At 68.9% G+C, this 14,966-nt stretch carries 14 protein-coding genes; 8 read left to right on the top strand and 6 right to left on the bottom strand.

The annotated features are described in order from the left end of the window. Positions 1-57 precede the first annotated feature (57 nt). The 4 genes from ACFWO8_RS00870 to ACFWO8_RS00855 all read left to right on the top strand — a co-directional run bounded on the left by ACFWO8_RS00870 (position 58) and on the right by ACFWO8_RS00855 (position 3,852). Positions 58-2,598 carry an AAA family ATPase gene (locus ACFWO8_RS00870; protein WP_378940424.1) on the top strand — a complete coding sequence of 847 codons (2,541 nt, stop codon included), beginning with the start codon at positions 58-60 and terminating at the stop codon, positions 2,596-2,598. A gap of 85 nt (positions 2,599-2,683) precedes the next feature. Beyond that, positions 2,684-3,109, top strand: a complete 426-nt coding sequence (locus ACFWO8_RS00865) for a hypothetical protein (RefSeq protein WP_378940423.1) — start codon at positions 2,684-2,686, stop codon at positions 3,107-3,109. A 50-nt stretch (positions 3,110-3,159) separates the two neighbouring features. Further along, positions 3,160-3,558, top strand: a complete 399-nt coding sequence (locus tag ACFWO8_RS00860) for a YchJ family protein (RefSeq protein WP_378942998.1) — start codon at positions 3,160-3,162, stop codon at positions 3,556-3,558. Positions 3,559-3,576: 18 nt separating this feature from the next. Further along, on the top strand, positions 3,577-3,852 hold the full coding sequence (locus tag ACFWO8_RS00855; RefSeq protein ID WP_378940422.1) for a SelT/SelW/SelH family protein: 276 nt from the start codon (positions 3,577-3,579) through the stop codon (positions 3,850-3,852). Positions 3,853-3,889: 37 nt separating this feature from the next. On the opposite strand, the gene ACFWO8_RS00850 is transcribed toward ACFWO8_RS00855, so the two are convergent. After that, positions 3,890-4,111, bottom strand: coding sequence for a zinc ribbon domain-containing protein (locus tag ACFWO8_RS00850; protein ID WP_301902976.1), 222 nt, complete (start codon positions 4,109-4,111; stop codon positions 3,890-3,892). A gap of 214 nt (positions 4,112-4,325) precedes the next feature. Between ACFWO8_RS00850 and ACFWO8_RS00845 the strand changes: the two genes are divergently transcribed. Next, positions 4,326-5,903: a carboxylesterase/lipase family protein gene (locus ACFWO8_RS00845; RefSeq protein WP_378940421.1), complete on the top strand. Its 1,578-nt coding sequence runs from the start codon at positions 4,326-4,328 to the stop codon at positions 5,901-5,903. A 58-nt stretch (positions 5,904-5,961) separates the two neighbouring features. On the opposite strand, the gene ACFWO8_RS00840 is transcribed toward ACFWO8_RS00845, so the two are convergent. From ACFWO8_RS00840 to rfbD, 3 genes are read right to left on the bottom strand one after another with little or no spacing between them, the layout of a single operon-like run. Continuing rightward, positions 5,962-7,041, bottom strand: coding sequence for a sugar phosphate nucleotidyltransferase (locus ACFWO8_RS00840; protein ID WP_378940420.1), 1,080 nt, complete (start codon positions 7,039-7,041; stop codon positions 5,962-5,964). Positions 7,042-7,076: 35 nt separating this feature from the next. Then, positions 7,077-7,982 carry a glycosyltransferase family 2 protein gene (locus ACFWO8_RS00835; RefSeq protein ID WP_378940419.1) on the bottom strand — a complete coding sequence of 302 codons (906 nt, stop codon included), beginning with the start codon at positions 7,980-7,982 and terminating at the stop codon, positions 7,077-7,079. An 11-nt stretch (positions 7,983-7,993) separates the two neighbouring features. Continuing rightward, positions 7,994-8,845, bottom strand: coding sequence for a dTDP-4-dehydrorhamnose reductase (gene rfbD / locus ACFWO8_RS00830; protein WP_378940418.1), 852 nt, complete (start codon positions 8,843-8,845; stop codon positions 7,994-7,996). A gap of 226 nt (positions 8,846-9,071) precedes the next feature. Between rfbD and ACFWO8_RS00825 the strand changes: the two genes are divergently transcribed. The 3 genes from ACFWO8_RS00825 to ACFWO8_RS00815 all read left to right on the top strand — a co-directional run bounded on the left by ACFWO8_RS00825 (position 9,072) and on the right by ACFWO8_RS00815 (position 12,639). After that, positions 9,072-10,493, top strand: a complete 1,422-nt coding sequence (locus ACFWO8_RS00825) for an LCP family protein (protein WP_378942994.1) — start codon at positions 9,072-9,074, stop codon at positions 10,491-10,493. 3 nt (positions 10,494-10,496) lie between these two features. Beyond that, positions 10,497-11,210, top strand: a complete 714-nt coding sequence (locus ACFWO8_RS00820; protein WP_378940417.1) for a TIGR03089 family protein — start codon at positions 10,497-10,499, stop codon at positions 11,208-11,210. A gap of 100 nt (positions 11,211-11,310) precedes the next feature. Then, positions 11,311-12,639 (top strand): cytochrome P450, encoded by a 1,329-nt coding sequence (locus ACFWO8_RS00815; RefSeq protein WP_378940416.1) that lies wholly within the window; start codon positions 11,311-11,313, stop codon positions 12,637-12,639. On the opposite strand, the gene ACFWO8_RS00810 is transcribed toward ACFWO8_RS00815, so the two are convergent. Then, entirely contained in the window at positions 12,640-13,338 is a 699-nt protein-coding gene (locus ACFWO8_RS00810) for a response regulator (protein WP_378940415.1), read from the bottom strand. Then, positions 13,335-14,888 (bottom strand): ATP-binding protein, encoded by a 1,554-nt coding sequence (locus ACFWO8_RS00805; RefSeq protein ID WP_378940414.1) that lies wholly within the window; start codon positions 14,886-14,888, stop codon positions 13,335-13,337. Before ACFWO8_RS00805 ends, ACFWO8_RS00810 begins: the two co-directional genes overlap by 4 nt. Positions 14,889-14,966: the final 78 nt, after the last annotated feature.

Raw genomic sequence — 14,966 nt, 5'->3', positions numbered from 1 at the left:
GGCGATCAGGTAGCGTTTCCACCAAAATCGCCGCGTTGCGCGCCGACGCGAAGGGGGATGTCGCAAGTGTGCTCGGATCGGATCGCCGAGGTGGTCGCACGCGAGCTCGCCGCCGACCCGGCAGTGGAGGAACGGGTCGCCGAATGCGTGCTCGCCGCGCTCACAGCTGTCGACGGTGACTCGGCCGCAACGGATTCCGGTGATTCCGGGGTTTTCCTGCGGTCGATCACCGTGCAGGGTTTTCGTGGGATCGGGCCCGCCGCGACGCTGCGGTTGAATCCGGGGCCCGGCCTGACGCTCGTGGTCGGTCGCAACGGCAGCGGAAAGTCGAGTTTCGCCGAGGCCGCGGAATTCGCGTTGACCGGTGGAAATCGGCGCTGGGACGGCCGCTCGACCGCATGGCGAGAGGGCTGGCGCAACCTGCACGAACCCGATACCGCCCGGATCGATGTCGAGCTGCTCACCGCAGGCGAACAGCCGCAACTCTCGGTCGCCACCAGCTGGGACGCGAGTGCGGACCTGGCCGACGCACAGTGGACCGAGCGGCGCGGATCCGAACCGGTGGCATCGGTCGACCCGCGTGGACGCAGGCAACGGCTCGATCTGTACCGCCCGTTCCTGTCCTACAGCGAACTCGGCGCGCTCGTCGACGGCAAGCCGAGCGACCTGTTCGACGCGCTGCATCGCCTGCTCGGCCTCGACGAGCTGGCCGCCGCGGCCGAACAGATCAGGCTGCGCAAACTCGAACTCGAACGCGCCGTGAAGGATTCGCGTCAGTCCCGCGCCGACCTGCTGGTCGAGCTCGCCGAGGCCGATGACGACCGTGCTCGCGGCGTGGCAGAGCTGCTGCGGACGCCGGACCCCGATCTCGACGCGGTGGCAGGCGCGGTAGCGGGCTCGGTCCTCGGTATCGACGGGCCCGAGGGTTTGCGCACGATCTTGCGGCTGACGTTGCCCGATGCCAGGCAGGTCGCCGCCACGGCGGATCGGCTCGCCGAATCGGCCCGGAATGTGGCGCGCCACGCGACCGTCGATACCGACGCCGATCTGCGAGTTCTCGAATTGCTCACGCGGGCCCGCGAACACGTCACGGCGGCGGGTTCGTGTCCCTGCCCGGTCTGTGGACGCGACGAGCTCGGCGCCGACTGGCTCGCTGCCGCTGAGTCCGAAATCGCGCACCGCACCACGGAACTCGCGGCGTTGCAGGCGGCCACGGCGGAATTCGACACGGCTCTCGCGGCGGCCCGCGACCTCCCCGCGCAGCTGCCGATCGAGCTCGGCTCGGCGACCCCCGGCGGAGCGGGCCGCTCCTACCCGGCGGACGTGCTGCCAAGCCTCGATCCGAGGCATCGCCAGGCGGATGCTCCTGCAGGGCAACCGAGTTCGTATGGCACCTCGGACTCGTTGCGTAAACAGCGCGAGATCGTAGGGCAGCTCTGGTCGGAGTGGGCCGGGCTCGCGACAGCCGACTACGAAGATCGGCTCCCGGATCGACTGCGCGCGATTCACACCGACCTTGCTGTGGAACTCGGTGCACTACAAAGGGATACGCGCACCGAACTGGATCGACTCGATGCGGTGTGGTCGCCACTGGTCCCGCGCGTTCTCGCCTGGCTCGACCCCGCCCGCGCCGTCGCCGACCACGCGAGCGAGCTGCGGGTCGTGAAGAAGGCGGCCGACTGGCTCAAGGCGGCGACGGCGACGATCCGTGGGGAGCGGATGCGGCCGCTGGAGACCACCGCGCGCTGGGTGTGGAGCACCCTGCGCCAGCAGAGCAATGTGGAGCTCGGATCGATTCGGTTGCAGGGCAGTGCGGGGACCGCGCGACGGGTGTTGCTCGATGTCACCGTCGACGAAGTGGACGGCGCGGCGCTCGGCGTGATGAGTCAGGGGGAGCTGCACGCGCTCGGGCTGTCGCTGTTCCTGCCGCGAGCCACGGTGGCGCACAGCCCTTTCCGGTTCGTGATGATCGACGACCCGGTGCAGGCGATGGACCCCGCGAAGGTCGACGGGCTGGCCAGGGTCCTCGCCGAGGTAGCGGCGGGGCGACAGGTGGTGGTGTTTACCCACGACGAGCGCCTCGCCGAGGCGGTGCGTCGCATGCAGCTCGATGCGACGGTGCTCGAAGTCCAGCGTCGTGAGCGTTCGATCGTCGAGGTGCGGGTGACCGGCGACCCGGTTCGCCGCTATCTCGACGACGCCCGATCCCTGCTGCGCACACCGCAACTTCCCGCCGCCATCGCCGACGAACTCGTCGCGACCTGTTGCCGTTCGGCGATCGAGGCGGCCGGGCTGGCCAAGGCCCGCCAGGAACTGCTGGCGGGCGGTCTCGAGCACGGGGAAGTGGAACGGCGGGTGCGCAACGCGCACACCACCCGCGCCATGATCACCCTCGCCATCATGGGTGTCGGCGCCCGCGTGGACGACCTGAACAAGCACCTGAGCGCGGTCGGCGGACGCTGGCTCGTCGGCGTCCTTCGTGATGCCACCGCGGGCGCGCACGTGCCGATCGACCGTCCGATGCGTGAATTGATCAGTGACACCGAACGATTCATCACCTGGCTGCGAGCCCACGAGCCTGCCGCGGTGCGCAGGTGAGTGAGCTCACGGGGAAAGTCGGCGGGCAGCGTCGCGGTCGACGCGACCCGACGGCCGCGCGCCGCCGTCCCGGTACGGTGGGGTCGTGAATCGCCGCGGCAGACCTGCTCGCGCGAAGTTCAGCCCGCGGCCCTCGGTGGCTCAGCGGCTGGAAGCGGCCGAGAATTTGCTGGACGGGTCGGTGTCGGACGCCGGTGGGGTGTGGTCGCGGGCGGTGGCGTGGATTCTGCGGTTGGCGCTCGAGCAGGCGGTGGATCAGCTGTGGGCGCAGGTCGCGCCGGAGCTGATGCGGTGCCCGATGCGTGCTCAACTACTCGCGTTGCGGGTGTATACGGGGCCGGAAACCGCCGGTCAGGTCGGTGCGCTGTGGGCGGCGCTGTCGCGCGCGGCGCATCACCTCGATTACGAGATGGCGCCGAGTGTCACCGATCTGCGGCGCTGGCGGGACCAGACGGCGGAGCTGGCGCGGGTGTTGGAGCTCGCTCCGCTCGCACAGCAGCCGTTCGGGTGATCGACGTCGGCGGACGTTGGGTGCCCGAGGTCGCAGGCCGGTCCGGCAGGATGGGCGGTATGGGTGAAGTGAGGCCGTGTCCGTGTCGTCGTGGTGAGCCGTTCGATGCCTGTTGTGGGCCGATTCTGGCGGGGGAGAAAGCCGCGCCGACCGCGGAAACGCTGATGCGGTCTCGGTACACCGCCTATGTCGTCGGCGATGTCGACTATCTGCTGCGCTCCTGGCATCCCAGCACCCGCCCGGCCGGCCTCGAGCACGACGCGGACCAGCGATGGCTGTTCCTCGAGATCGTCGGCACCCAGCGTGGCGGCCCGTTCGACGACAACGGCACCGTCGAATTCATCGCCCATTACAAGCTCGACGGCACGCGCGACGCGATGCACGAGATGAGCACGTTCGTCCGGGTCGATGGGGCATGGGTCTACCTCGACGGGACGTTCCAGGCCTGAAACGGGGATACTGCTCACGTGCCCCGTATCGCGATCGAATACTGCACCCAATGCCGCTGGCTGCTCCGGGCGAGCTGGATGGCCCAGGAACTGCTGACCACGTTCGCCACCGAACTCGGCGAGGTGGCGCTGGTTCCCGGCCAGGGCGGCATCTTCCGCATCACCCTCGACGGTGAACAGCTCTGGGAACGCAAGGCGGACGGGGGTTTCCCCGATATCGCCATCCTCAAGCAACGGGTCCGCGACCGCATCGCACCCGAACGCGACCTCGGCCACGTCGACCGCCGCGACTGACGACCGGGCGGCGGCCGCGCACCTCCGATCGGCGGGGTCAGCAGCAGCCGCCACCACCGCAGCAACCGCCACCTGCCGGACGTGGCGCGGGCGCGGGGCTCGGAGCCGAGCCGCGCCCCACCGCCGCGAAGGTGGTGAGCAGTTTGACGGTGTCGTCGTGGCCGGCGGGGCACGTGGCAGGGTCCGAGGACTGCGCCATCGGCCGGTTGACGTCGAACGTGTCGCCGCAGGAACGACACCGGAAGCTGTAGTTCGGCATCGGCACAGTGTAAGCAGCAACGGCGCACGATGGATCGACCGTTCATCACGTCGCTTCCGTCTGTACCGTGGAGTAACTGTTACCTGCGGAAACGGCGCGTAGGGCGCGCGTTCAGGCGGCACGCACGTACTCTCGTAGGAAGTCACCAGGTGCTGCGACCCGCGGGAGCGAATACACAGGTACCCGTGCGGTCGTGCCGGCTAGGAGGTGTGCGATGAGCATTCAGCCCGATTTCGATCCGGACGCGCGGACCCACGATGCCGACCCGCTGGCAGAGACCGAATACGGACAGGTCGGTGGAACCTGGGACGGGCCGGTTGCGGTGTGGCGCAGCATTCCCTATGCCGCCGCACCCGCCGGACCTGCTCGATTCGCCGCGCCACAGCCGCCGAAGCCATGGGACGGTGTGCGCGACTGTGTGGTCTTCGGCGATATCGCACCGCAGGCCATGGGCGCGATGGTGCCGGTGGATTCCGACCTGCAGATGGGCGAGGACTGTCTGTGGGTCAATGTCTGGTCGCCGCGGCCCGAGCCGAGCCAGGACGAACCGCGCCCGGTGATGGTTTGGGTGCACGGCGGCGCCTACTGCCTCGGCACTGCTGCCCAGTCCATCTACGACGGCCGCAAGCTGGCCGAGGCGGGCGACGTGGTGGTCGTCTCGGTGAACTATCGACTCGGGGTGCTCGGCTTTCTCGATCTGTCCTCGTTCGGCGAGCAGTTCACCGCCAACCTCGGCCTGCACGATCTGCTCGCCGCGCTCGCGTGGGTGCGCGAGAATATCGCCGCGTTCGGCGGCGACCCGGGCAATGTGACCCTCTTCGGCGAGTCCTCGGGCGCGGGATGCGTTACCGCACTACTCACCTCGCCTTCCGCTGCCGGACTGTTCCACCAGGCAATTGTCCAGAGTCCGCCCGCCACAACAGTTTTCGGACAGGATCGGGCCGCGGTCGTCGGGCAGCGCTATCTGGAGCTGCTCGAACTCGGGCCGGGCGAGGCGAATCGGTTGCTGGAGTTGCCGATCGAACAGCTCGTCGAGGTCGGTGCCGTGCTGCTGGACGAGGTACCGATCAAGGAACCGGGCAGGCTCGCCGCGGCGCCGGTCGTCGACGGAAACCTGTTGCCGGGCTACCCGATCGACCGATTCCAGCAGGGGCTGTCGCATCGTGTGCCGTTGCTGATCGGCACCAATCGCGATGAGGCGTCGCTGTTTCGGGTGCTGCGCTCACCGATCATGCCGGTGACGCCCGACGCGGTGAACGCGATGCTGCGCGACGTCGCCGCGTCGCATCCCGAGATGTCGCCGGAGCGGATCGCCGAGATCACCTCGGCCTACCCTGATCTCACCAAAACCCGTGGGGCGCTGGCGATGTCGACCGACGCGGCCTTCCGGATGCCCGCGGCCTGGGTTGCCGAGGGGCATGCCCAGCATTCGCCGACCTGGATGTACCGCTTCGACTACGCCACCCCGATGTTGAAGGCGGCCAGGGTCGGCGCCGGTCATGCCACCGAATTGCCTTATGTCTTCGGCAATTTCGGCACCTTCAACCACGACCCCACCTTCTGGCTCGGCGGGCGCAAAGCGTCGGTCGCGGTCTCCGGCCGCATGCAGCGGCGCTGGCTGGCTTTCGCCGAACACAGCGTCCCCGCCGCCATCGACGGCTCCAAACACTGGCCCCACTACCGCCCCGCCGCCCGCACCACCCTGCTCATCGACACCATCGACCGCGTCGTGGACAACCCCGACGCCGACCTCCACACCGCCTGGGGTGACCAGGCCGTCGGCTTCAGCTGAACAGCACAACGCCGGGTCACCGACCGAGAACTCGGGCGGTGACCCGGCGTGATGTGGATCAGACGTCGGTGGAGAAGCGGATGCCGCCGTCGGGGATGACCACGCCGGGCCACACGCGGGCGCCACGCAGGAGTTCGCAGCGGGCGCCGACGTTGGCGCCGTCACCGATCACACCGTCGCGAACCAGCGCGCGGGGGCCGATGCGGGCACCGAAGCCGATGATGGAGCGTTCGACGGTCGCGCCCGCCTCGACCACCGCGCCGTCGAAGATCACCGCGCCGTCCAGTCGCGCACCCGCGCCGATCTCGGCGCCGCGCCCGACCACGGTCCCACCGATGAGCAGTGCGCCCGGTGCCACACCCGCGCCGGGATGGACGAGGGACTCGCCGCGCTGGCCGGGGAGAGCGGGGGAGGGAGCGATACCGCGGACCAGGTCCGCGGAGCCGCGCACGAAGTCCTCCGGGGTGCCCATATCGCGCCAGTAGGAGGCGTCGACGTGACCCTGGACGCGGGCGCCCTCGGCCAGCAGCGCCGGGAAGACCTCGCGTTCCACCGAGACCGGACGACCGGTGGGGATCTTCTCGATGTACTCGCGGCGGAACACATAGCAACCCGCGTTGATCTGGTCGGTCGGCGGATCCTGGGTCTTCTCCAGGAACGCGGTGACGCGGCCGTTCTCGTCGGTCGGCACGCAGCCGAAGGCCCGCGGGTCGCTGACCCGGACCAGGTGCAGGGTGACGTCGGCGTTGGTCGACTCATGGGTGTCGAGGATCGCACCGAGGTCGGTGCCGCCGAGGACGTCGCCGTTGAACACCATCACGTTGTCCGCGCGCAGCTTGGGCAGCACATTGCGGATACCGCCACCGGTGCCGAGCGGTTCGGTCTCGGTCACGTACTCCAGGTCCAGGCCCAGCTCGGAGCCGTCACCGAAGTGCTCTTCGAAGACCTCGGCCTTGAAGGACGTGCCGAGCACCACATGGGTGATCCCGGCCTCGGCGATCCTGGCCAGCAGGTGGGTCAGGAACGGCAGCCCGGCCGTCGGCAGCATGGGCTTGGGCGCCGAGAGGGTGAGCGGACGCAGCCGCGTGCCCTGTCCGCCGACGAGGATGACCGCGTCGGTGCCTGCATTGCCTGCCATCGAGTTTCCCCTGTTCACAGTGGACCGGCGCCCACTCAGGCGCCGGTTCGCGCTTGCTCACGCAGCGCCGATCGAACCGCAATCCGGGAGCGAACCGCAAGTCCGACCCGCAGCGCGCCCCGCAACGGTGCCTGCCACCAGTGCGGATGCCGGTCCGCCTGGAAGCGGTAGGCGCTGGCATGGTGGGCGGGCAGCATCAATTCCGGATGCTTGCCCGCGGCGTGGCCCTTGGCGTGGGTCACCTCGGCGTCCGGGACGAATACATTGTGCCAGCCGGCCTTGCCCATGCGGTCACCGAAGTCCACGTCCTCCATGTACATGAAGTAGCGCGAGTCGAAACCGTCGATGGTGTCGAACGCGGCGCGGCGCACCAGCAGGCACGAGCCGGACAGCCAACCGACCACCCGCTCGGAGATCTCCTCGTTCTCCTGGCGGTAGCGCACCGACCAGGGGTTCTTCGGCCAGACCGAGCCCAGAACGGCGTGGCCCGCGCCGTCGGCGAGCCCGGGGACCCGGCGTGCGGACGGGTAGATGCTGCCGTCGGGCTCACGGACCATCGGCCCGAAAGCGCCCGCGCGCGGCCAGCGCTTCGCCGCCTCGAGCATCTTGTCGATGGAATCGACGCCCCAGCGGATGTCCGGGTTGGCCAGGATGACGAACTCGATCGACGGATCGATCTCGGCGACGGCCCGGTTGATGGCACCGCCGTAGCCGATATTGCCGCCGGTGTGCAGCAGTGTCACGTGTGAGTTGGCCTCGGCGACGAGTTCGGGGACGCCGTCGGTCGAGCCGTTGTCGGCCAGGATCACCTGCGGCTTCTCGCTGGTCGCGTCGGCCAGGGTGGTGATGAAGTGCTCGAGGTGCTCACCCGGTGAATAGGTCACCGTGACCACGGCAAGGCCGGCGGGGGCTGGAGAATCGGCTGCGTCTGCTGCGTTCACGACTGCGGAGCCTAGTCGGACAACCGCCGCAGTGTGTCGGTGAGTGCGATACGCCAGGAGCGAAGCGGGGTGAGGCCTGCCGCGTTCCAGGCCGCGGGGGACAGCACCGAATACGCCGGGCGCGGTGCGGGTCTGGGGAATTCGCTGGACGCGCACGGCAGCACCCGGTTCGGGTCGGCGCCGAGGTCGGTGAACACCGCCGCGGCGAGGTCGAACCAGGTGGCGGTGCCGGAATTGGTGGCGTGCAGCACACGGGGAGCGTCGGGGCGGGTGCGCAATTCCAGGAGTGCGGCGGCGAGGTCGGCGGCGCTGGTCGGGGAGCCGAGCTGGTCGTTCACCACGGTGACGGTGTCGCGTTCGGCTTCCAGCCTGCGCATCGTCGCGACGAAATCCCCCTCGACACCGGCGTACACCCAGGCGGTGCGCACAACGTGTGCGCCCAGTTCGAGTACGGCCCGCTCACCGGCGAGCTTGGACTGTCCGTAGACCGTGGCCGGTCCGGTCGGATCGCCGGGCTCGTACGGTGTCCGCGCGGTCCCGGGGAAGACATAGTCGGTGGACACGTGGATCAGCCGCGCACCCGCCGCGGCGCAGGCGGCAGCGAGGACGGCCGGTGCGGTCGCATTGGCGGCGAAGGCCGCCTCGACATCGGTTTCGGCGGCATCCACCGCGGTGTAGGCCGCGCAGTTGATCACCACGGCGCCCGGCGTGAGGACCGCGTCGACGGCGGCGCGGTCGGTGATGTCGAGTTCGGCCCGCCCGAAGCCACGCGCATCGGGTGCCAGGCGCAGCAGCTGTCGCCCCAGCAGACCACGTGCGCCGGTTACGATCAGCTGAGCGGGGGCGGGGAAATCGGCGTTCACGCGGCCAGTCTGGCACGCCGGAGCACCTGCGGTTGGGCCCGAGTGTGGTAACTGTTCGTTAGCCTGTGATGGCCGGTGTCCTCGGACGAGCCCGGGCTGACGACAAGGTGGTGTTTGCCGGGGGGAAGAGCTGACCGGGCGCGGAGTTCGTCGAGAGGATGCACGAGTGCGAGAGTCGACAAGACCGATCAGCGCGCCTGCGGGCACCTTCGGTCCGGCCAAATTGATGGTGGCGATCTCGGCGGTGCTGGTGCTGGCACTCACCGGATTCGCCTGGCGCAGTGTCGACAACCTGATCGCCAATATCGACCGGATCGGTGGCCTCGGCCTCGGCGGTGGACGCGACGGTGCCGTCGACATTCTGCTCGTCGGTGTCGACAGCCGCACCGACGCGCATGGCAACCCACTCACCAAAGCCGAACGCGCCATGCTGCACGCCGGCGACGAGGTGGGCACCAATACCGACACCATCGTGCTGATCCGTGTCCCCAACGACGGCCGCTCGGCCACCGCGATCTCCATCCCGCGCGATTCCTACGTCGATGTCGGCGGCGGCCAGGGCAAGGCCAAGATCAACTCCGCCTACGGCTCGACCAAGGAGACCGAACGCGCGAAGCTGCTCGCCGCGGGTAAATCCGAATCCGACGCCGAGAAGGAGTCGACCAAGGCGGGCAGGCAGGCCCTCATCAAATCGGTGGCCAACCTGACCGGCATCACCGTCGACCACTACGCCGAGGTGAGCCTGCTCGGCTTCGTGCTGCTCACCGACTCGGTCGGCGGGGTCGAGGTATGCCTGAATCAGGCGGTGGACGAACCGATGTCGGGCGCGGACTTCCCGGCAGGCCGCCAGCGTCTCGACGGTCAGGAGGCGTTGAGCTTCGTGCGTCAGCGCCATGATCTCGAACGCGGTGACATCGACCGGATCGTGCGTCAGCAGGTGTTCATGGCGCAGCTGGTCGGCCAGCTGCTCAATGCCAAGACTCTCGCCGATCCGGGCAAGCTCAGCGAGATCAGCGAGGCGGTCGGGCGCACCGTCGTGCTCGACGAGGACTGGGACGTGCTGGCCTTTCTGCAGCAGCTCAAGGACCTGTCCGGCGGCAAGGTGGAATTCGACACCATTCCCGTCTCCGATCTCAACAGCATGACCTCGGCGGGGGAGTCGGTGGTGAAGGTCGACCCGAAGACGGTGCAGAGTTTCGTCGCCGCCCTGGTGGGGGAGGAGAAGACCGAAGAAGAGGCCGCGCCGAAGATCGACACCTCCACGGTGACGGTGAGCGTGCTCAACGCGGGTGGCGCCACCGGGCTCGCGGGCAAGGTGTCGGCGGCCCTGACGAGCAAGGGATTCCGGGAAGGCACGATCAGCAACTACACCGGCGGCAGCGTCAGCTCGAGTCGGGTGCTGGCCGCCGATGCCGACGACCCGAAGGCGGTGGCGGTCGCCGAGGCGCTCGGTGGCCTGACGGTGGTCGCCGATGCGACAGTGTCGGCGGATACGGTGAGCGTGGTCCTGGCGAGCGACTATTCTGGTCCGGGCTCGGCCGCGGCAGGCATGTTCGATCTCGACGCGACATCCTCCGCGACCGCGACACCGATACCGCCAGCCCCGCCGATCGACGCAGGCCAGAACGGACCGAAATGTGTGAATTGACCCATGCGTGAGCCGAACTCGACCCTGACCGACGCCCTCCTCGACCCGATTCTCGAACGCGATCCCGCCGGACCGCGCGTCACCTGGTACGACGACGCCACCGGCGCGCGGATCGAACTGTCGGGGCTGACGTTGGCCAACTGGGCCGCCAAGACCGCGAACCTGATCCGCGACGAATTCGCGCTCACCCCCGGCGCCAGGGTCGCGGTGCTGTTGCCCGCGCACTGGCAGACCGCCGCGGTGCTGCTCGGATGCTGGTGGGCGGGAACCGAAGTGGTGCTCACGCCCGATCCTGATGCCGACCTCGCGCTGGTGACGCCCGACCGGCTCGACGATGCCGACGGTGTCGGCGAGGTGGCGGTGCTGTCGCTGGACGCGATGGGGACGCCGGTGCGTGATCTGCCGGTCGGGGTCACCGATTTCGCGACCGCGGTGCGGGTGCACGGTGATCAGTTCCTGCCCGGTGGATTCCGGGCCGCGCTCGACGGCCTCTCGGTGAACGAAGTGCTGACCATGTCTCGGAAATCCGCCGCACTGCAAGGTTTTTCCGCTGGCGACCGGGTGCTGTCGAGCACACCGTGGGACACGGTGGAGGAAGTGATCGACGGGTTCGTCGCGGTGTTGTTCGCCGGGGCTTCACTGGTGCAGGTCGTCAATCCCGATCCGGGTGCGATCGACCATCGGGTCGTCACCGAAAAGGTGACCGTCCGGCGCTAGCTCCTACCCAGGTATAGGTTCGGGTCCACCTCGGGGACGTGTCGCATGTCACACACCGTCCGTACTGTGGAAGCAAGACTTCGGCAGAGCAGGGGTGGCGATGATTGCGCAGTACTGGGTTCGATGGTCGGCAGAACACGGAGCGCCGCGGGCGATCCTGCGGTGGCAGGTGCGTCGCGGCGATCCGTTCGCGACGTTGCTCAGCGGTCAGCGGGGCTTGCACAACCCCTATCCGCTGATCGATGAACTGCGCGGTCGCGGCGGATTGATCAAGACGGCGGTGTCCTTCGCCACGTTCGATCACGCGCAGGTCCGAGCGATCCTGCGCGACCCCCGATTCGGCGTGCGACCGCCCCTCAACGCTGAGCTGCCTGCGCCGTGGCACAAGCTCGCCGAGCGGGTCACGGTGCCACCCAACCCGGTCGAGCCGCCGTCGATGCTGGTCCTCGACCCGCCCGAGCACACCCGGATGCGCAAGCCGGTGGCCTCGGCATTCACCCCGCGCGCCATCGCCCGGCTGCGCGAGCGCGTGGAGGTGGTCACCGCCGAACTGCTCGAGGCGATGCCGGCGGACGGATCGGTCGATCTGATCACCGATTTCGCGGCCAGGGTGCCGATCGCGATCATCGCCGACATGCTCGGCTTCCCGCCCTCGGACCACGAGATGTTCCTGCGGTGGGGCGACAAGATGACGCCGTTGCTCGATCTGGGCACCTCGTGGCGGTCGTATCGGGCGGCGATGGCCGCGACCGAGACCATGGACGAGTACCTGGCCGACCACATCGCCACGTTGCGCCGCGCACCGGGCGAGGACATCCTGTCCACACTGGTCAGCTCGGGCGATCTGAGTCTGCGGGAACTGCAGGCCGGCGCGAGTCTGCTGATGGGCGCCGGATTCGAGACGACGGTCAATCTGATCGGCAATGCGGTCGCCGCGCTGTCGGCCAATCCCGACCAGCTCGCCCTCGCCCAGGACGACCCCGACCGCTGGCCCGACGTGGTCGAGGAGACGCTGCGGTTCGATCCACCCGTCCAGACCACCGCACGCCAGACGCTCGAGGATGTCGACATCGATGGCGTGCGGTTGCGGGCGAACAGCACGGTTATCCTGTCGCTGGCCGGAGCCAACCGCGACCCGGCGGTCTTCCCCGACCCGCACCGCTTCGATATCGACCGCCCGAATGTCAAGGAGCACGTGGCGTTCAGCAGCGGCATCCACGCCTGCCTCGGCGCGAGCCTGGCCAGGATGGAAGCGGAGCGCGCGTTGCGCGCGCTCTACACCCGCTACCCGAACCTGCGCTTACGCGGCGAGCCGACCCGCCGAAACCTGTTCACGCTGCACGGTTTCGAGCACATGCCGGTCGATCTCGGGCCGGTCGCGCGCACGTCGGCGCCCGACGATCTGGCAGGCGCCGCGCATCCGGCCTAGTCAGGTGGTCGAGCGCCAGCGGTAGCGGGTCTTCGGGCGACCGGCCCGGCCGTAATCGGCACGGCGCTCGGCCAATCCGTCGTCGGCGAGCTTCTCCAGGTATCGCCACGCCGTGATCCGCGAAACACCGACGGCCGCGGCGGCATCGGTGGCCGTGATGCCGGATTCGGCCGAGCGCACGGCTCGCGAGACTTCTTCCAGGGTGTGCTGCACAACGCCTTTCGGCGCACCGGCCTTCTGGTCGGCGGTGCGCAGCGCACCGAGCGCGCGGTCGATGTCGTACTGCGACAGGGCCGCCTCGCCCGCGGGCAGCGCGGTGTCGAAACCGCGGTAGCGTTCCAGCTTTTCGCGGAACGCGGCGAAGGTGAACGGCTTGAGCAGATACAGCACCACACCGTGCGCCACCGCACTGCGCACCATGTTCAGCTCGCGCGCCGAGGTGATCGCGATGACATCGGGTCGCGGCTGCAGTCCGTTGAGCGCGGCGGCCACATCGAGCCCGCTGATATCGGGCAGCCCGATATCCATCAGCACCAGATGGAACGGATTGCCCGCGGCGATCGCCTCGGCCGCCACTCGCAGCGCGTCGCGTCCGGTGTGCACGACGCCACCGGTGACGAAACCGTCGAGCCGTTCGAGATAGGCCCGGTGTGCCTGGGCGATCAACGGCTCGTCCTCGACGATCAGAACGCGGATCAAGGTGTCTCCCTCAGCGGAATGCGAACGATGACCGCGCTGTGTGGTGCGGCCGTGGTGGTGATGGTGCCGCGATGTCGGTCGACGAGGCGGTGCACCAGCGCGAGGCCGAGGCCCGCGTGGTCGGATTTCGTGGTGTAGCCGCGTTCGGCGGCACGCGAGAACATCTGGGCCGACATGCCGGGTCCGCTGTCGGATACCTGGACCCACAGCGCGCCGTCACGATGACACACCGACACCTCGACGCGCTTGGCGACGGTGCCCGCCGCCGCGTCGATCGCGTTGTCGATCAGGTTGCCGACCAGGGTCACGGTCTCGTGCGCGGACAGCGGGTCGGTGGAGTCCAGGGCGGTGTCCTCGCTGATGGCCAGGCTCACCCCGCGCTCGGCGGCCTGGTCGACCTTGCCGAGCAGCAGCGCGGCCAGCGCCGCGTCGCCGACGGCGGCCAGCAAACGGTCGATCAGCACCTGTGAGAGCTGTAGCTCCGCGGTCGCGAAGGCCACCGCTTCGTCGGGGCGGCCCAGCTCGACCATGGTGACCACGGTGTGCAGCCGGTTGGCGGCCTCGTGCGCCTGGGCGCGCAGCGATTCGGCGAAGCCGCGCACCGAGTCGAGTTCACCGAGCACCGCGCGCAGTTCGGTCTGATCGCGGATGGTGAGCACGGTGCCGATCTCGCGGCCCTCCCAGCTGACCAGGTCCTGGTTGACCAGCAGAATGCGGTCGGTGGTCACGTGTGTCTCATCGCGCACCACGCCTCCGCTCATCTGCTGCAGCGAGATGGGCAGGTCACCGCGGTGCACCGGACCATCGGGCAGGTCGAGCAGGGTGCGTGCCTGATCGTTGACCACCTCCGCGGCCTCGGCCTGGGCGCCGAATACCACCAGCCCCTCGTGGACGGAGTGCAGGACGGCGTCGTGGTGTTCATAGAGCGCGCGCAGCTCGTCGGGGGCGAGACCGTGGGTCTGGCGGCGCAGCCTACGGCTGATCAGGAACGACGACAGCGCGGCCAGCGCGAGCCCCACCGCGGCCAACCCGAGGATCAGGGGCAGCTGAGTGGCGACCTGGGTGCCGATCTTGGCTCGGGTGACCCCGGCCGAGACCAGGGCAACCACCCGGCCGTTGTCGTAGACCGGGGTGACCGCGCGGATCGAGGGGCCGAGGGTCCCGGTGAAGGTCTCGGTGAGGGTCTGGCCTGCCAGCGCACCGTCGATGCTGCCGATGAACGGCTTGCCGATCAGGTCGGGGTTGGTGTGGGTGTAGCGCGTGCGGTCCGGTGCCATCACGACGATGAAGTCCATGCCGGTGGCCGCTCTGATCCGCTCGGTGGTCGGCTGCAGCAGCCCGCTCGGGTAGGGCGAGTTCACCGCGGCCAGGGTCGACGGTGACCGCGACACCGTCACCGCGACGTCTCTGACCTGCATTTCCGCGGCCACGTCATGGTCGCGCCTGGCATCGAACACGGCCAGAATGGTGCCGACGGCGATCAGCAGCCCCAGCACCACCAGCTGCCATACGAAGGCCTGCCCTGCGAGCGACAGTCGTACTCGTCGCACCTCTTGCCTCCGACCTGGATTTCTCGAACGTTATGCGCCTATATGAAACTTATGGAACAAAGTGACGGCCGTCACAAT

Source organism: Nocardia sp. NPDC058480 (genome assembly GCF_042720495.1).
Lineage (GTDB): Bacteria > Actinomycetota > Actinomycetes > Mycobacteriales > Mycobacteriaceae > Nocardia.
This window is presented reverse-complemented; position numbering and strand designations above follow the sequence as displayed.